A 16,728-nucleotide genomic window follows, 5' to 3' on the forward strand; every position below is an offset into this window, starting at 1 on the left:
TCGCAGGTTTCCCCTTAACCTCCCGAAAAGTTATAACCTAGTCCAATTTGTTCTTTTTGTTACTTCTATGAACGATTTACCCTAGCAGCCATTTTTTAAAGCTGCTGGGGTTTTATGTTTAAAGCTTGGTTTGCAATTCCATTTTGGCAACGCGTTCTAGGCGCTTTTGTCTTAGGCATGTTGATAGGCGGGTTGGCACCTGAGGTGGGTGTAGCACTAAAACCACTTGGCGACCTGTTTATAAAAGCTATTAAGATGCTCGTTGCGCCACTTATTTTCTGTGCAATCGTTAGTGCAATAACTGATCTTAATGACGGCAAAAAGCTTGGACGACTGGGAGCCAAAACCGTTGGCTTGTTTATGGTTACCGCGGTTATAGCCAGCGCTATCGGTTTAACCCTGGCAAGTTTAATTGATATGAGCCCAGCAACGACGCTGACTGCCACTGAGCAGGCAGAAAAACAAATTCCGAGTGTTGCTCAGGTGTTCCTTAATTTTGTGCCCAGTAATCCTTTTGCCGCTCTGACTGAAGGCAACGTTCTGCAAATTGTGGTATTTGCTGCGTTGGTCGGTATAGCTATTCAGCGTTTAAAAGAACGGGGCGAGCCTTTGCGCAAGACCATTAAGTCTGGCGCAGAAGTGATGTATGAAATTACTCGCATGGTCTTACAATTGACTCCAATAGGCGTACTTGGATTAATGTCCTGGGTTATCGGTGAGTATGGTTTTAGTACTTTACTGCCGCTGGCTAAGTTTGTCGGGGTTATTTATTTGGCCTGTCTTATTCATATTATTGTTGTTTATGGTGGTTTGATCCGCACCGCTGGGGGAATGAGCCCCTGGCAGTTCTTCAAAGCGATATTCGATGCACAGATTGTCGCCTTTACCACCTGCAGTTCGTTTGGATCATTACCTGCCGCGCACCGAGCCGTTACCGAAAGGTTGGGCGTTTCTAAAGACTATGCCAGCTTTGTGTTACCACTGGGTGCAACGATTAATATGGATGGTTGCGGTGGTATTTATCCGGCCGTTGCGTCTATTTTTATTGCGCAGCTGTACGGAATACCATTAGAGTGGATGGACTATGGCTTGATCATGTTGACGGCAACTTTAGCGTCAGTAGGAACTGCGGGTGTACCAGGCACCGCTTTAGTGATGCTGACCGTAACGCTGAATGTTATTGGCTTACCTTTAGAAGGTATTGCTTTTATCGCAGCTATTGACCGAATAATCGATATGGCCAGAACACTGACGAATGTGACCGGCGATATGATGGTTTCCAGAGTTGTTGCACGCAGTGAAAACCTGTTGCAGGATCAGGCCCATTTAGCAACGGAGTCAAAATAATGATCAATGTGGGTGTGCTCGGAGCTTCCGGCCGAATGGGGAATGCTGTCATTCAGGCATTAACAACTGACAGTGATGCGAAATTAGCCGCTGCGATAGTCCGGAAAAACAGCTCAAGTTACGGGAAAAGTGCAACGGAAAATGAACCCGTTCACTTCACCAGTGCTGAGGAGCTGCAACCCGATAAAATCGACGTCCTGATTGATTTCTCACTACCTGAAGCATTGACTGAGAACCTGAAGCTCGCTGAGCAGTATCAACTGCCCATAGTCATTTGCACCACAGGTTTGAACGACGAACAAAAAGAGCGACTGGCTCAGGCCGCTGAAACGGTGCCTGTATTATATGCCAGTAATACCAGCATAGGCATAGCGTTACTTGAGCAACTGGTGGGGCTAAGCAGCGCCGCGTTACCCGATGCAGACATCGAAATTTTTGAAGCGCACCATCGTCATAAAAAAGATGGCCCGTCGGGAACGGCAATTACTTTGGGACAAGCCGCAGCGAAAGGTCGGGAACAACGTTGGGAAGAAGTGAATGATGGTGTCCGGACTGATGGTGTGCGCAGTGAGAAAGGGATAGGCTTTTCAGTAATGCGGGCGGCGGATATTGTCGGTGAACACCAGGTGACTCTAGCTGTTGACGGCGAGCGCGTAGAAATTGGTCATCGAGTCAGTAACCGTAAGATTTTTGCTGAGGGCGCTATAAGGGCTGCTAAATGGCTTAAAGAGCAAGCTCCTGGGTTATTCAGTCTGCAAGACACACTTAACTTGCAGGATATCCTGCAACGCTTACTTAAGCGATAAATACTGCTGGACGATTTTCGTAAAATTTCGTAGAATAAGTGCAATTTGCCTGAATCAGTCCGAAGGCTGGCGTGATTTGGCAAAATGCGCGGTTCAGGACGCAAAACGGGGAAGTCAAATTATTGATTCACCCGTTTTTTTATGTACGGAGGTTGCCCTTGAGTATTCTAGCGAGTCAATCCGCTAAACGAGCGATTCTGGTGCTTGCTGATGGGACCGTGTTTCGCGGGACCGCTATTGGAGCCGAAGGCTCCGCAGTCGGCGAAGTGGTCTTTAACACGGCCATGACAGGCTACCAGGAAATTCTTACCGACCCATCTTATACCGAACAAATCGTTACTCTAACTTATCCCCATATTGGCAATACCGGCACCAACTCAGAAGATGAAGAGTCTGACAAGGTTTGGGCCAAAGGTCTTATCATCAGAGACTTGGCAATGAAAGCCAGTAACTTCCGTAGTGAGGAAACCTTGAGTGCCTATTTGCAACGTCATAATGTGGTAGGCATTGCGGACATTGATACGCGCCGTTTAACTCGCATATTGCGCGAGAAAGGTGCTCAAAATGGCTGCATCATGGTCGGTGAACTGGATGAAAACAAAGCGCAGGAATTAGCGCAGAAGTTTCCCGGATTAAAAGGCATGGACCTTGCCAAAGAAGTTTGCTGTGACAAAGCTTATGATTGGTCTGGTGGTAGCTGGCAATTGGGCGAAGGACACACTAAACCTGAGCAAAGCCAGTACCATGTGGTTGCATACGATTATGGGTGTAAGCACAACATTTTACGCTTGCTGGCAGACAGAAACTGTAAAATTACCGTTGTACCGGCACAGACCACGGCTGAAGAAGTTTTAAAGCTAAACCCGGACGGTATTTTCTTGTCGAACGGGCCTGGCGACCCAGAGCCTTGTGACTACGCTATTACAGCAATCAAGACCTTACTGGATAAGGACATTCCAATATTTGGTATTTGTCTTGGACATCAATTGCTGGCCATCGCCAGTGGTGCGCGTTCAATGAAAATGAAGTTCGGCCACCATGGTGCGAACCATCCCGTACAAGATTTGACAACGAAGCGGGTTATGATCACCAGTCAGAACCATGGCTTTGCGGTGGATGAAAAACAGTTACCAAACAACCTGGAAGTGACTCACGTGTCGTTGTTTGACGGAACACTGCAGGGGATTCGTCGTAAAGATAAACCTGCGTTTAGTTTCCAGGGGCACCCGGAAGCAAGCCCTGGTCCACATGATGCCAGTGAACTGTTTGACCACTTTATTGAATTGATGCAGGCCAATGCCTGATTCGTCGAATGATATTCGATACCGTCATCCGTAGCGAAAGGACAGATAGAGCGACTTTATGCCAAAACGTACCGACATTAAAAGTATTCTGATTCTGGGCGCAGGCCCGATTGTTATTGGCCAGGCGTGTGAGTTTGATTACTCTGGAGCTCAAGCGTGTAAAGCGCTGCGCGAAGAAGGTTACCGGGTAATTCTGGTTAACTCTAACCCCGCTACCATTATGACCGATCCGGAAATGGCCGATGCCACTTATATTGAGCCCATTCACTGGGAAGTGGTCGAGAAGATTATAGAGCGTGAACGCCCTGATGCTGTTTTACCGACCATGGGTGGGCAAACGGCTTTGAATTGCGCTTTGGATCTTGACCGACACGGTGTACTTGAACGTTATAAAGTGGAAATGATTGGCGCCAATGCAGACGCTATTGATAAAGCCGAGAACCGTGACCGCTTTGACAAAGCGATGAAAGCAATTGAACTTGAGACACCTAACGCTGAAATGGCACACAGCTTAGATGAAGCCTTCGATGTACTTAGCCGATTGGGTTTCCCTTGTATTATTCGTCCGTCTTTCACTATGGGTGGTAGCGGCGGCGGTATCGCTTATAACCGCGAAGAATTTGAAGAAATATGTCGTCGTGGTCTGGACTTATCGCCAACTAATGAGTTGTTAATTGACGAATCGTTACTGGGCTGGAAAGAGTACGAAATGGAAGTTGTGCGCGACAAAAGCGACAACTGCATCATTGTTTGTACTATTGAAAACTTTGACCCTATGGGCATTCACACCGGTGACTCAATTACGGTTGCGCCTGCCCAGACGTTGACAGACAAAGAGTTCCAAATTATGCGTGACGCTGCCATGGCGGTATTGCGCGAAATTGGTGTGGAAACTGGTGGTTCAAACGTACAGTTCGGGGTTAACCCTGATACCGGGCGTATGGTTATCATCGAAATGAACCCCAGGGTATCGCGTTCTTCTGCACTGGCTTCAAAAGCCACAGGCTTCCCAATTGCTAAAGTTGCTGCCAAACTCGCCGTTGGTTACACCCTGGATGAGCTTGAAAATGAAATAACAGGCGGCAGAACGCCCGCTTCATTTGAGCCTGCACTTGACTACGTTGTGACAAAAATCCCACGTTTCAACTTTGAAAAATTTGCTAACTGTAATGACCGCCTGACCACGCAAATGAAGTCGGTTGGTGAAGTGATGGCTATTGGGCGTAACTTCCAGGAGTCAATGCAAAAGGCTCTAAGAGGTTTAGAACTTGGTGCTTCGGGTTTTGACCCCATTGTTGAGATTGACTCAAAAGACGCTCGTTCTAAAGTTATCCGTGAGCTTAAAGAGCCAGGCGCTGAAAGAATTTGGTATATCGCTGATGCGTTCCGCTTGGGCATGACCGTTCGAGAAGTGTTTGAACTGACACGAATTGATGAGTGGTACCTGATTCAAATTGAAGAGCTGGTTAACCTTGAAAAAGAAGTTGATGAGCTTGGCTTGGCCGGACTGACTTCTGAGGTTATGACGGTATTGAAGCGGCGCGGTTTCGCCGATTCAAGAATTGCTGATGTTTTACACGTCAGCGAAGCAGAAGTCCGTAAAAAGCGTCACAAGTTTAAAATTCATCCCGTTTATAAACGAGTTGATACCTGTGCGGCGGAGTTTGCTTCGGGTACTGCTTATATGTACTCAAGTTACGATGAAGAGTGCGAATCGGCACCGTCGGATAAAGACAAGATAATGGTTATTGGCGGTGGGCCTAACCGCATAGGGCAGGGTATAGAGTTCGATTATTGCTGTGTGCATGCCTCACTGGCTTTACGCGAAGATGGTTATGAAACCATTATGGTGAACTGTAACCCAGAGACCGTTTCAACGGATTATGACACCTCTGATCGCCTTTACTTTGAGCCGATTACTCTTGAAGACGTACTGGAAATTGTACGCATTGAGAAGCCAAAAGGGGTTATTGTTCAGTACGGTGGCCAGACACCATTGAAGTTAGCTCGCGAACTTGAAGCAAACGGTGTTCCGATTATTGGTACATCACCCGATGCTATCGACCGAGCAGAAGATCGCTCAAGATTCCAGACCGCAGTGCGTCGCCTTGGCTTAAAACAACCGGAAAACTCAACGGTAACCGGGTTTAACGAGGCATTAACAGAAGCTAAGCGTATTGGTTATCCGTTGGTTGTGCGCCCATCCTACGTATTGGGTGGCCGGGCTATGGAAATTGTTTATGATGAAGCCGACTTGCAACGTTATTTGACCGATGCGGTCAAAGTATCTAACGATGCACCGGTACTGCTGGACCGTTTCCTTGATAATGCGGTTGAAGTGGATGTCGATGCTATTTGTGACGGTAAGGATGTGCTTATTGGCGGTATCATGCAGCATATTGAAGAGGCAGGGGTTCACTCAGGTGACTCAGCTTGCTCATTACCACCTTATTCTTTAAGCGATATCATTCAGGCACAACTGCGCGAACAAATGCGCAAGTTAGCTTTTGAGCTGAACGTAAATGGTTTGATGAATGCTCAGTTTGCTGTAAAAGACGAAGAAATTTACCTTATTGAAGTAAACCCAAGAGCGGCACGTACCGTACCTTTTGTTTCTAAGGCAACAGGCGTTCCATTAGCGAAAGTCGCCGCGCGGGTTATGGTGGGTCAGTCACTGCAGCAGCAGGGCTATGTGAAAGAAATTATTCCGCCATATTATTCGGTGAAAGAAGTGGTTATTCCTTTTGCTAAGTTTCAGGGGGTAGACCCAATCCGCGGCCCTGAGATGCGTTCAACCGGTGAGGTTATGGGTGTAGGTGAAAGCTTTGAAGAAGCCTATGCCAAAGCGAACCTTGGCGCGGGTGAAGCATTAGCGAAAAAAGGGAAAGCTCTGATTTCAGTAAAAGACAGTGATAAGCAACGTTTAATGGACCTGGCTCGTGGTTTATTAGCTTTAGGCTTTAGCCTGGAAGCGACGCGAGGTACGGCGAAAATGCTTGGTGAAGAAGGTATAGACTGCAGTATCGTTAATAAACTGCAAGAAGGGCGGCCAAATATCGTTGATGCCATAAAAAATGGTGAATATAGTTATATTATCAATACGGTAGAAGGGCGTCGTGCGATAGAAGACTCTGTTTATATTCGTCGTGAAGCACTGTTGAATAAAGTGATTTATACTACAACGTTGAATGCTGCATTTGCGACAGTTAAAGCAAATACAGCGGATGATCGAGCTCGAGTCAGTTCGGTACAAGAATTACATAAAAGGGTGTCGTTAATATGAACCAGATTCCAATGACGGAACATGGCGCGCAATTGTTACGTGATGAGCTCAAGCGTTTAAAAACGGTAGAGCGCCCACGTATTGTTGAAGCTATAGCTGATGCACGCGAGCACGGAGATTTAAAAGAGAACGCTGAATATCACGCGGCGCGTGAGCAGCAAGGTTTTTGTGAAGGCCGTATTCAAGAAATTGAATCAAAACTTTCCAATGCACAAATTATTGATGTCACTAAAGTCCCCAATAACGGAAAAGTTATTTTTGGTTCAACGGTCACCGTTTACAATACAAAAACGGACGAAGAAGTGACCTATAAGATCGTGGGTGACGATGAAGCTGATATTAAATCAAATTTAATTTCTGTGAACTCGCCAATAGCTCGCGCATTAATAGGTAAAGAAATTGACGAAATTGCAACAGTAACTACACCCAATGGTGAAGTTGAGTACGAAGTGGTTGCTGTAGAATATAAGTAATACTAAAACTCGTAATAAAAAGGCTGGAAACGAAAGTTTACCAGCCTTTTTGTTTTTATACGTCGAGTCGTTTGTTTTTTGTACTTGTTATTGTATAGTTCGCAGTTCAACTGGATTTTTAACATTAAATCAACAAAAGAAGAACTGCAATGGACAAGGAAACGTCACCAACATCTCAAACACCTCAATACACACCACTTGATGAATTAACGGTTACGGAATGCTTTGAACGTTTAAAGCTGGTTTCGCAGAAAGGAACCTATAAAGACGTTTCTCTGTGGCTAGGAAAAAAGCCTAACGACTATGCCAATAGGAAGCGCAGCAACAGAATACCCTTTGCTGAGATTATTCGAAAGTTACTGCAGGAACGAATCTCTTTAAATTGGTTTTTCGCACCGGGCTATACTTTGCACGAACCAACCTATTCCTATACTCAGCCAGATTATGTGAAAAGCAGTGTTGCAGAAGAAGAGCGTAAACGTCGACTTGAATTTCTAAAAGCCCATCGAAAAATAGAGCCTTTCCTAAAAGCCTACAACCTGGAAAGCGACGAACAATGCCTGGAAGTGATGCTGGATGTCTACTTTTCGACTAAAGACAAGTGGATGGAAAAGTCGCAGGCGTTGGAGCTGGTCGCTAAAGCATTGTCGCTAACGCCTGCGAGCAAAAGAAACTAGCCGCGGGGAAGGCGAATTTTAGGCTCTTCGGCTGGTCGGTATATCACCTGCGTTTTACCGATAATTTGCACTTCAGAAGCACCGGTTTCGTGTACAATAGTGGCCATAATTTGTTTTCTGAGCTCACGGTCTTCTTCCGGAACTTTTACTTTAATCAGTTCGTGGTGATCAAGTGCCTGCTCAATTTCTGCAAGAACACCTTCAGTCAGGCCGTTAGCCCCAAGCAGTACGACTGGCTTTAACGGGTGTGCCAGACCTTTTAAATGTTGTTTTTGCTTATTACTTAATGACATTCGATAATATCCGTTTTAGAGCTTGATTTTTTAACATTGTAACGCCAGATCAGGTATTCAGGCCAGACAATTAAGGAAACTTCGTTAAATTATGGGAAAAAAACGCAGTGTGAGCAGTCAACGCTGGCTGAAAGAACATTTTGACGATCAGTTTGTCCAAAAAGCACAGAAGAAAGGACTCCGTTCTCGTGCTGTTTTTAAGTTAGAGGAAATGCAGCAAAAAGATAAGTTGATCAAAAAGGGTCAAACTGTCGTTGATTTAGGTGCTGCTCCCGGAGGATGGTCTGAGTACGTAGCTGACTACTTTAACGGAGATGGTCAGGTTATTGCCTGCGATATTTTGGCGATGGATCCAATCGTCGGAGTCGATTTCCTCCAGGGCGACTTTAGGGAAGAAGCGGTATTAAATGCATTGCTTGATCGTATTGGTGGTAAAAATGTTGATGTTGTGCTGTCGGATATGGCACCAAATATGAGTGGTAATGGTACGGTAGATCAGGCTCGCTCTATGTATTTAGTAGAGCTGGCGCTGGATATGTGTCACCAGGTTTTAAAGCCTGGCGGGAGTTTTGTCGTAAAGGTGTTTCAGGGACAGGGTTTTGAACCTTTCCTAAAAGACATGCGTGCGGCATTTAACAATGTGAAAACCAGAAAACCAGAGTCCTCCCGGGCACGTTCCAGAGAGGTCTACTTGGTAGCGACAGATTATAAACTGTAGTACCCTGTTGGGTAGTTGATTTTTAATAGAGGTAATAGGCTTTGAGCGATATGGCAAAGAATCTCATCTTGTGGCTTGTGATAGCCGTCGTACTGATGAGCGTTTTTCAGAGCTTCAGTCCGAGCGGAACGACATCGGCGACCATGACATACAATGAATTTGTGTCTCAGGTTAACAATGGCAATATCCGTCGTGCTGAATTTGGTGATGATGGACGCACTATTTCAGGTATGACTCGCAATGGTCAATCTTATAAAACAGTTGTGCCAACTCAGTATGACCCGAAAATTTTGGATGACTTGTTGGCAAACGATGTAGAAACTCAGGGTACCCCACCTGAAGAGCAGAGTATTCTTGCGTCAATCTTTATCTCGTGGTTCCCAATGCTGTTGCTTATTGGTGTATGGATATTCTTCATGCGTCAAATGCAAGGCGGCGGTGGTCGTGGCGCCATGTCGTTCGGTAAGAGTAAAGCGAAGCTCATGAACGAAGAGCAATCAAAAACAACATTTAAAGATGTTGCTGGTTGCGATGAAGCTAAAGAAGAAGTGTCAGAATTAGTTGATTACCTGAAAGACCCTTCTAAGTTTCAGCGTTTGGGCGGAAAAATTCCTAAAGGCGTGCTTATGGTTGGTCCTCCGGGAACGGGTAAGACTTTATTAGCTAAAGCCATTTCCGGTGAAGCAAAAGTGCCGTTCTTTAGTATCTCTGGTTCTGACTTCGTTGAGATGTTTGTTGGTGTTGGTGCTTCTCGTGTTCGCGATATGTTTGAACAAGCTAAGAAGTCGGCTCCTTGTATCATCTTTATTGATGAACTTGACGCCGTAGGCCGCCAACGTGGTGCTGGCCTTGGTGGTGGACACGATGAACGTGAACAAACACTGAACCAAATGCTGGTTGAAATGGATGGTTTTGAAGGCAACGAAGGCATTATTGTTATCGCTGCAACTAACCGTCCAGATGTATTAGACCCTGCACTGTTGCGTCCGGGACGTTTTGATCGTCAGGTTGTTGTTGGTTTGCCAGACGTGCGCGGTCGTGAACAAATTCTGAAAGTGCATATGCGCAAAGTACCTCTAGGCGACGATGTTAAGCCAGAGCTGATTGCTCGTGGTACGCCAGGATTTTCCGGGGCCGATTTAGCGAACTTAGTCAACGAAGCCGCATTGTTTGCCGCGCGTGGCGACAAGCGTGTTGTTTCAATGGAAGAGTTTGATAAAGCTAAAGACAAAATCATGATGGGTGCTGAGCGCCGCTCAATGGTTATGACGGACGATGAGAAAGCCATGACGGCTTATCATGAAGCTGGTCACGCTATTGTGGGTCGTCTGGTACCAGAGCATGACCCTGTCTATAAGGTCTCGATTATTCCGCGCGGTCGTGCATTGGGTGTCACTATGTACTTACCAGAGCAGGATAGAGTGAGCCACAGTAAGCAACATCTTGAAAGCATGATTTCTAGCTTGTTTGGTGGTCGCCTGGCCGAAGCAATTATCTTTGGTGACGAGAAAGTCACTACCGGCGCGTCAAATGACATTGAGCGTGCAACAGAAATTGCTCGCAAAATGGTCACTCAGTGGGGCTTGTCTGAAAAGATGGGACCATTACTTTACGCTGAAGATGAAAATGAAGTCTTCCTTGGGCGTTCAGTAACTCAGCATAAACATATGTCTGATGACACTGCACGGGCTATTGACGAAGAAGTGAAGTCGGTTATTGATCGTAACTATCAACGGGCGAAAAAACTGTTGGAAGAGAACGTCGATATCCTTCATTCAATGAAAGATGCGTTGGTTCGGTATGAAACTATCGATGCCGACCAAATTGATGACTTGATGAATCGCCGAGATGTTCGTCAGCCGAAAGACTGGGACGACAGAGACAGTGGTGGCAATGGTTCGGATGGCGGCGCTGCCAAGGCAGATGATACCGAAGAGCGTCCTGAACGACCCATCAATGTCGATAAGCCCGGGGATGCAACTTCTTAAAGTTGACTCTTTTTAAAAGCCACCGAGAGGTGGCTTTTTTGTAAGAATAAGAAACAGCAATTAGCGGAGCCGAGTTATGCCTAAAAACCCCAACCCTTTGCAAGTGATGGGTATTGTTAATGTTACGCCGGACTCATTTTCAGACGGAGGTGAATACAATCGCTTAAATGATGCGATTGATCACGTGGCGCAGCTGATAGGTGACGGTGCTGATATGATAGACATTGGTGGGGAGTCAACTCGGCCCGGCTCACTAGCTGTCCTGGAACAAGAAGAGCTCGATAGAGTCATTCCTCTGGTCGAAGCGGTACGACAACGTTTTGATGTATCAATTTCTGTCGATACCACTAAACCGGTTGTTATGACTGAGTCTATAAAGGTCGGTGCAAATATCATTAATGACGTAAACGCATTACGAGAAGAGGGCGCCCTGAAAGCTTTGGCATCAACCTCTGCAAAAGTTTGCTTAATGCATATGCAGGGAGAGCCTAGAAGCATGCAGCACAACCCAGACTACGACGATGTTGTTTGTGACGTTAAGGCTTTTTTGCAAGAGCGTATTATTGCCTGTGAGCAGGCTGGTATTGGCAGAGAGCGAATTTGGTTGGATCCTGGTTTTGGGTTCGGCAAGTCTCAACGACATAATTACCAGTTGCTACAAAGGCTACAGGCGTTTCACGAATTACAGTTACCCTTGTTAGTCGGAATGTCGCGAAAAAGCATGATTGGCCACGTTACGGGACGTGAAGTTAAAGACAGATTAGCCGGCAGTTTAGCAGCTGCAACCATTGCAGCTATGAAAGGAGCACGTATAATTCGCGTTCATGATGTTAAGGAGACAGTTGATGCAATGAAAGTGGTTGCAGCAACTTTAGAAGGAGAGCACCTTTGAGTGAGCGTAAATATTTTGGCACCGATGGCGTGCGCGGACGAGTCGGGCAGTTTCCGATAACTCCTGAGTTTGCCGTAAAGCTTGGCTGGGCTGCTGGCCGAGTGCTGGCCGCAAAAGGTACCAGCCGCGTATTGGTTGGTAAAGACACCCGGGTTTCCGGTTATATGCTGGAGTCAGCTTTGGAGGCCGGACTGGCTGCAGCCGGTGTCGGTGTGGATTTCTTAGGCCCTATGCCCACTCCCGGCATTGCGTATCTGACACGGACATTCAGAGCCGCGGCCGGTATTGTTATTAGCGCATCGCATAATCCGTATTACGATAACGGCATAAAGTTTTTTGCTGACAACGGACACAAACTTCCAGATGCCGTAGAGCTGGAAATTGAACGTCTGTTAGATGAGCCAATGGATTGTGTGATTTCAGAAGAGCTGGGTCGTGCTAAGCGAATAAATGATGCCGCTGGTCGCTATATCGAGTTCTGTAAAAGTGTTTTCCCTAACGAAATGACTCTGGAAGGGTTACACATTGTCGTCGATTGCGCGCATGGTGCGACCTATCACATAGCGCCTAATGTGCTTCGTGAACTTGGTGCTGAAGTGACTGAAATTGGTACTCAGCCTAATGGCCTTAACATCAATAAAGAATGCGGCGCAACTCACTTGGAGGCATTACAGAAAAAGGTACTGGAGACTAAAGCGGATTTAGGCATAGCTCTGGACGGTGATGGTGACAGGATCATGATGGTGACGGAAAATGGTCGCCCAATTGACGGTGATGAAATCCTTTATATGCTGGCTGTGACTGCACAGAATCAGGGGCAGTTACAAGGAGGTGTTGTCGGCACACTAATGACAAACTTTGCCCTGGAAAAAGAACTCGATAAAAGACGTATTCCCTTTGTCCGGGCAAAAGTCGGTGATCGCTATGTTATCGAAGAACTGGTTAAGCGAGACTGGTACCTTGGCGGTGAAAATTCGGGCCATGTGATTAACCGTCAGCACCACACTACCGGTGATGGTATTGTTGCCGGACTGCAGGTACTGGCAGCTATGTATCAGGAACAAAAGTCCCTGGAAAAATTAAGCTGCGATTTTCATAAGTTGCCACAAATTCTTATCAATGTCCGCTTTGACAGCGATAAGCAGCCTTTAGAATCGGCGAATGTTAAAAGTGCGGTACGAGAAGTTGAAAAAGCGCTGTCGGGCAGTGGTCGGGTACTTTTACGGAAGTCGGGCACTGAGCCTTTAATTCGGGTAATGGTTGAAGGCGAAAACGAAGCTAAGGTAAAAGCCTTTGCTCAACAAATAGCGAACGAAGTTGAAGCGGCTACAAATTAAACAGTTAGCGGGCAGCGATGAAAATCTCGCTTGTAAGTTGGCGAGTGTTTCGCTACTATTCCCGCGCTCTGAAGTAGAGGACAAACTATGCCTAATGCATCACTAGTGATTGCAAATTGGAAAATGAACGGAAATCGCGAGCTAACGAAAACGATGTCGGTGGCGTTGCGAGAGAAACTTAGCCAGCTTCAGAAGGTTAAGATAGTAGTCTGTCCTCCGTTTACCCTTATCAGTGAGTTGGCAAGTCAATGTTATTATGATGACATTGCCATTGGTGCACAGAATGTTTCTGAACATGCCAGTGGAGCCTATACAGGCGAAACCTCGACAACTCAACTGCAAGAGTTTGGGGTTAGCTACGTGCTTGTCGGGCATTCAGAACGTCGTCAATTGTTTGCAGAAACAGACGACAAGGTAAACGAGAAAGCACTGGCGACCGTCAATGCAGGTATGACAGCAGTAATTTGTGTTGGCGAAAATAAAGCTCAGCGCGATGAGGGGAATACCTGGAAGGTTGTAGCAGAACAAGCGAAAGCTGCGTTGGCAAACCTTCCTAAAGAAAAAGCCGGGAAAGTTGTTTTGGCCTACGAGCCAGTTTGGGCAATCGGTACCGGAGAAACAGCATCACCGGAACAAGCACAGGACGTTCATGCAAAACTAAGAACGTTACTGGTAGAGCAATTTGGCGCGATTGGTGAGAAAATGCCGTTATTGTACGGTGGCTCAGTTAAAGCTGATAACGCTGCCGAATTATTTGCGCAAAAAGACATTGATGGTGGTTTGATAGGTGGGGCGAGTTTGAAAGAATCAGACTTTGTTGCTATCTGCCAGGCTGCTCAAGGGTAAAATTATGTACGAAATTTTAATGATTGCATTTCTCGTTGTTGCTTTAGTCTTAATTGGCTTCATTATGCTACAACAAGGCAAAGGCGCAGGTATGGGCGCATCTTTCGGTGCAGGCGCATCGAACACTGTTTTCGGCTCTTCAGGTTCAGGAAACTTTCTGACACGCGCTACGGCAGGGTTGGCGGTAGTCTTTTTTATTCTGAGTTTGGTGTTGGGTAACTTATCGACCTCTACGGACGAAAGCTCAACAGACTTCTCGGACTTGTCAGTACCTGAAGAAGAACAACAGTTGCCTCCAGCGGAAGACGAATCAGATCCTGAATCTGACGTACCGCCAATCGACTAAAAATTTTGCAGAAGTGGTGGAATTGGTAGACACGCTACCTTGAGGGGGTAGTGCTCTTACGGGCGTGCGGGTTCAAGTCCCGCCTTCTGCACCAAAATTAGCGCTCTGATTGTTGCGTCAGAGGTTGAAAATAAACGAAAAATACGTATAATGTGCAACAAGTTTCGGACGCGGGGTGGAGCAGTCTGGTAGCTCGTCGGGCTCATAACCCGAAGGTCGTAGGTTCAAATCCTGCCCCCGCAACCAATTTTAGTAGCAGCGTTTCGCATTAGTCGGCGCTTTTGCTAAAATAACTGACAAAGGGTCCAGTGTTCAGAAAGCCCCGCAGCAGCTCGGGGCTTTTTGCTATGCGGCCTTAGCTATCTTAGGATAGCCAGAACACTGGGCGCTTGCGCCCTTTTTTTGTTTCAGGAGGCAGTAATTGGCAAATTTGCAAGAACGGTTAACCGATATGATTCGGCCAGCAGTAGAAGCTCTGGATTTCGAATTATGGGGTGTGGAGTTTGTCCGCGCCGGTAAGTTTTCGACGTTACGAGTGTACATTGATCATCCGGAAGGAATTAGTGTGGACAACTGTGCGGATGTCAGTTATCAGGTCAGTTCCCTATTAGATGTAGAAGACCCGATTAACGTTGAATACAACCTGGAAGTGTCCTCTCCGGGAATGGAAAGACCGTTTTTTAATGCCGAACAAATGCAGCCTTACGTGAATGAAACAGTTGCTTTTGAGTTAGTAGCGGCACAGAAGAACAAAAGGAAGTTCAAAGCGAAATTGATAGCGGTTGAGGGGGAAGAACTGACCCTTTCCGCAGATAACGATACTCTTCAGGTGAATATGCGTGATGTGAAAAACGCTCACCTGGTTCCAACATTTGATTAAAAGATTGCGTTGGCGAGGCAGCACTCATGAGTAAAGAAATACTGTTAGTCGCAGAAGCGGTTTCAAACGAAAAAGCGGTACCACGCGAAAAAATATTTGAAGCTTTAGAGTCAGCATTGGCTCATGCGACCAAGAAAAAATACGACGGTGATATTGAAGTTCGTATCGATATCGATCGCAATACAGGCGAATTCGATACCTTTCGCCGTTGGTTAGTTGTTGAAGACACGGATACAGGGTTAGAACACCCTTACCGTGAAATTAGCTTGTCAGCAGCGCAATATGAAGATCCATCGGTTCAAGCCGGGGACTACGTAGAAGAGCAAATTGACTCAATTCAGTTTGACCGTATTACGACACAAACCGCTAAACAGGTTATTGTACAGAAAGTACGCGAAGCAGAGCGCGCACAAGTCGTGGATGAATATCGCGATCAAGTGGGCGAAATGGTTAGCGGTATCGTTAAGCGAGCAAACCGTGAGCACGTTATCCTCGACTTAGGTAATAACGCTGAAGCTATTATTTACCGTGATGAAATGTTACCGCGTGAGTCGGTACGCCCCGGTGACCGAATTCGTGGCTTGCTTTATGACGTGCGTCCCGAGGCCCGTGGTGCACAGTTGTTCGTTAGCAGAACCAACCCTAATTTCTTGTTGGAACTTTTCCGTATCGAAGTACCGGAAATTGGCGAAGAAATGATTGAGTTGCGTGGCGCTGCCCGCGATCCGGGTTCTCGTGCTAAAATTGCAGTGAAGAGCAATGATAAACGCATCGATCCGGTCGGCGCTTGTGTCGGTATGCGTGGTGCGCGTGTGCAGGCTGTTTCCGGCGAGCTGGGCGGTGAGCGTGTGGATATCGTGCTTTGGGACGACAACCCGGCACAGTTTGTAATTAACGCAATGGCTCCTGCAGAAGTTGCTTCTATTGTCGTTGACGAAGACGCGCACACAATGGATATCGCCGTAGCGGCTGATAACCTGGCGCAGGCAATCGGTAAAGGTGGACAGAACGTTCGCCTGGCCAGTCAGTTAACTGGCTGGACATTGAATGTCATGACAGAAGACGAGTTCAATGAGAAAAACGAAGCAGAAGCTCAGCGTTTATTGAACTTGTTTGTTTCAACCTTAGATATTGACGAAGACTTTGCAACCGTGCTTGTTGACGAAGGCTTTTCTTCGTTAGAAGAAGTGGCTTATGTTCCGGTCGCGGAGTTCCTTGATATTGAAGGAATGGACGAAGATATCGTAGAAGAATTACGTAGCAGAGCGCGTGCTTATTTAACGACCAAAGCTTTAGCTACAGAAGAATCTCTGGAATCGGCTGAACCAGATGAAACGCTGTTGAATCTTGAAGGAATGGATCGCCACCTGGCCTATGTGTTAGCCAGCAAGGGTGTGACCAGTCTGGAAGAGTTAGCGGAACAGGGCGTTGACGACTTAGCCGATATTGAAGAATTAAATGAACAGCAGGCTGGCGATTTAATTATGAAAGCCCGCAATATTTGCTGGTTCAATGAAGAACAGTAGAACGATCAGCGG

The 16,728-nt window shown here is 46.5% G+C and carries 15 protein-coding genes and 2 tRNA genes; 16 read left to right on the plus strand and 1 reads right to left on the minus strand.

The genetic code is table 11. The features are described 5' to 3' along the window. Nucleotides 1–114 precede the first annotated feature (114 nt). The 6 genes from K5X84_RS04260 (at nucleotide 115) to K5X84_RS04285 (ending at nucleotide 7,890) form a co-directional block, all read left to right on the plus strand. Nucleotides 115–1,347 (plus strand): dicarboxylate/amino acid:cation symporter, encoded by a 1,233-nt coding sequence (locus tag K5X84_RS04260; protein ID WP_199494421.1) that lies wholly within the window; start codon nucleotides 115–117, stop codon nucleotides 1,345–1,347. Continuing rightward, on the plus strand, nucleotides 1,347–2,153 hold the full coding sequence (gene dapB / locus K5X84_RS04265) for a 4-hydroxy-tetrahydrodipicolinate reductase (protein ID WP_222236764.1): 807 nt from the start codon (nucleotides 1,347–1,349) through the stop codon (nucleotides 2,151–2,153). Before K5X84_RS04260 ends, dapB begins: the two co-directional genes overlap by 1 nt. 158 nt (nucleotides 2,154–2,311) lie before the next feature. After that, on the plus strand, nucleotides 2,312–3,457 hold the full coding sequence (gene carA / locus K5X84_RS04270; protein ID WP_199494423.1) for a glutamine-hydrolyzing carbamoyl-phosphate synthase small subunit: 1,146 nt from the start codon (nucleotides 2,312–2,314) through the stop codon (nucleotides 3,455–3,457). Nucleotides 3,458–3,515: 58 nt separating this feature from the next. Next, the gene (gene carB, locus K5X84_RS04275; RefSeq protein WP_222236765.1) at nucleotides 3,516–6,740 is read left to right on the plus strand and encodes a carbamoyl-phosphate synthase large subunit; all 3,225 of its coding nucleotides are present in this window, start codon (nucleotides 3,516–3,518) and stop codon (nucleotides 6,738–6,740) included. Next, a complete protein-coding gene (greA, locus tag K5X84_RS04280; protein WP_054487040.1) occupies nucleotides 6,737–7,213 on the plus strand; it encodes a transcription elongation factor GreA in 477 nt (158 codons plus the stop codon). Before carB ends, greA begins: the two co-directional genes overlap by 4 nt. 149 nt (nucleotides 7,214–7,362) lie before the next feature. After that, nucleotides 7,363–7,890 (plus strand): hypothetical protein, encoded by a 528-nt coding sequence (locus K5X84_RS04285; RefSeq protein WP_222236766.1) that lies wholly within the window; start codon nucleotides 7,363–7,365, stop codon nucleotides 7,888–7,890. Here K5X84_RS04285 and yhbY read toward each other — a convergent pair. Then, nucleotides 7,887–8,183 (minus strand): ribosome assembly RNA-binding protein YhbY, encoded by a 297-nt coding sequence (yhbY, locus tag K5X84_RS04290; RefSeq protein WP_054487044.1) that lies wholly within the window; start codon nucleotides 8,181–8,183, stop codon nucleotides 7,887–7,889. The genes K5X84_RS04285 and yhbY overlap by 4 nt on opposite strands. A 91-nt stretch (nucleotides 8,184–8,274) precedes the next feature. Here yhbY and rlmE point away from each other — a divergent pair, with 91 nt between their 5' ends. The 10 genes from rlmE to nusA all read left to right on the plus strand — a co-directional run bounded on the left by rlmE (nucleotide 8,275) and on the right by nusA (nucleotide 16,716). Beyond that, nucleotides 8,275–8,901, plus strand: coding sequence for a 23S rRNA (uridine(2552)-2'-O)-methyltransferase RlmE (gene rlmE / locus K5X84_RS04295; protein ID WP_054487046.1), 627 nt, complete (start codon nucleotides 8,275–8,277; stop codon nucleotides 8,899–8,901). A 41-nt stretch (nucleotides 8,902–8,942) separates the two neighbouring features. Next, nucleotides 8,943–10,889, plus strand: a complete 1,947-nt coding sequence (ftsH, locus tag K5X84_RS04300) for an ATP-dependent zinc metalloprotease FtsH (protein WP_222236767.1) — start codon at nucleotides 8,943–8,945, stop codon at nucleotides 10,887–10,889. Between the two features lie 76 nt (nucleotides 10,890–10,965). Further along, nucleotides 10,966–11,781, plus strand: a complete 816-nt coding sequence (gene folP / locus K5X84_RS04305) for a dihydropteroate synthase (protein WP_222236768.1) — start codon at nucleotides 10,966–10,968, stop codon at nucleotides 11,779–11,781. Then, nucleotides 11,778–13,118, plus strand: a complete 1,341-nt coding sequence (gene glmM, locus K5X84_RS04310) for a phosphoglucosamine mutase (RefSeq protein WP_054487051.1) — start codon at nucleotides 11,778–11,780, stop codon at nucleotides 13,116–13,118. The genes folP and glmM overlap by 4 nt, the downstream gene beginning before the upstream one ends. Nucleotides 13,119–13,205: 87 nt before the next feature. Next, nucleotides 13,206–13,964, plus strand: a complete 759-nt coding sequence (gene tpiA / locus K5X84_RS04315) for a triose-phosphate isomerase (RefSeq protein ID WP_199494424.1) — start codon at nucleotides 13,206–13,208, stop codon at nucleotides 13,962–13,964. Between the two features lie 4 nt (nucleotides 13,965–13,968). Next, entirely contained in the window at nucleotides 13,969–14,310 is a 342-nt protein-coding gene (gene secG / locus K5X84_RS04320) for a preprotein translocase subunit SecG (RefSeq protein ID WP_054487056.1), read from the plus strand. 7 nt (nucleotides 14,311–14,317) lie between these two features. Beyond that, a tRNA-Leu gene (locus K5X84_RS04325) sits at nucleotides 14,318–14,404 on the plus strand. Nucleotides 14,405–14,479: 75 nt separating this feature from the next. After that, a tRNA-Met gene (locus tag K5X84_RS04330) sits at nucleotides 14,480–14,556 on the plus strand. Nucleotides 14,557–14,731: 175 nt separating this feature from the next. Next, nucleotides 14,732–15,190 (plus strand): ribosome maturation factor RimP, encoded by a 459-nt coding sequence (gene rimP, locus K5X84_RS04335; protein ID WP_222236769.1) that lies wholly within the window; start codon nucleotides 14,732–14,734, stop codon nucleotides 15,188–15,190. Between the two features lie 26 nt (nucleotides 15,191–15,216). Then, nucleotides 15,217–16,716, plus strand: a complete 1,500-nt coding sequence (nusA, locus tag K5X84_RS04340) for a transcription termination factor NusA (protein ID WP_199494425.1) — start codon at nucleotides 15,217–15,219, stop codon at nucleotides 16,714–16,716. The last annotated feature ends 12 nt before the right edge of the window (nucleotides 16,717–16,728 follow it).

Source organism: Idiomarina abyssalis (assembly GCF_019797805.1).
Classification (GTDB): Bacteria; Pseudomonadota; Gammaproteobacteria; order Enterobacterales; family Alteromonadaceae; genus Idiomarina; species Idiomarina abyssalis.

What these genes read in the sequence shown, in the direction of transcription:
- K5X84_RS04260 (WP_199494421.1), top strand. Translation starts at nt 115, where the DNA reads ATGTTTAAAGCTTGGTTTGCAATTCCATTTTGGCAACGCGTTCTAGGC.
- dapB (WP_222236764.1), top strand. Translation starts at nt 1,347, where the DNA reads ATGATCAATGTGGGTGTGCTCGGAGCTTCCGGCCGAATGGGGAATGCT.
- carB (WP_222236765.1), top strand. Translation starts at nt 3,516, where the DNA reads ATGCCAAAACGTACCGACATTAAAAGTATTCTGATTCTGGGCGCAGGC.
- greA (WP_054487040.1), top strand. Translation starts at nt 6,737, where the DNA reads ATGAACCAGATTCCAATGACGGAACATGGCGCGCAATTGTTACGTGAT.
- K5X84_RS04285 (WP_222236766.1), top strand. Translation starts at nt 7,363, where the DNA reads ATGGACAAGGAAACGTCACCAACATCTCAAACACCTCAATACACACCA.
- yhbY (WP_054487044.1), bottom strand. Translation starts at nt 8,183, where the DNA reads ATGTCATTAAGTAATAAGCAAAAACAACATTTAAAAGGTCTGGCACAC.
- rlmE (WP_054487046.1), top strand. Translation starts at nt 8,275, where the DNA reads ATGGGAAAAAAACGCAGTGTGAGCAGTCAACGCTGGCTGAAAGAACAT.
- folP (WP_222236768.1), top strand. Translation starts at nt 10,966, where the DNA reads ATGCCTAAAAACCCCAACCCTTTGCAAGTGATGGGTATTGTTAATGTT.
- tpiA (WP_199494424.1), top strand. Translation starts at nt 13,206, where the DNA reads ATGCCTAATGCATCACTAGTGATTGCAAATTGGAAAATGAACGGAAAT.
- secG (WP_054487056.1), top strand. Translation starts at nt 13,969, where the DNA reads ATGTACGAAATTTTAATGATTGCATTTCTCGTTGTTGCTTTAGTCTTA.
- nusA (WP_199494425.1), top strand. Translation starts at nt 15,217, where the DNA reads ATGAGTAAAGAAATACTGTTAGTCGCAGAAGCGGTTTCAAACGAAAAA.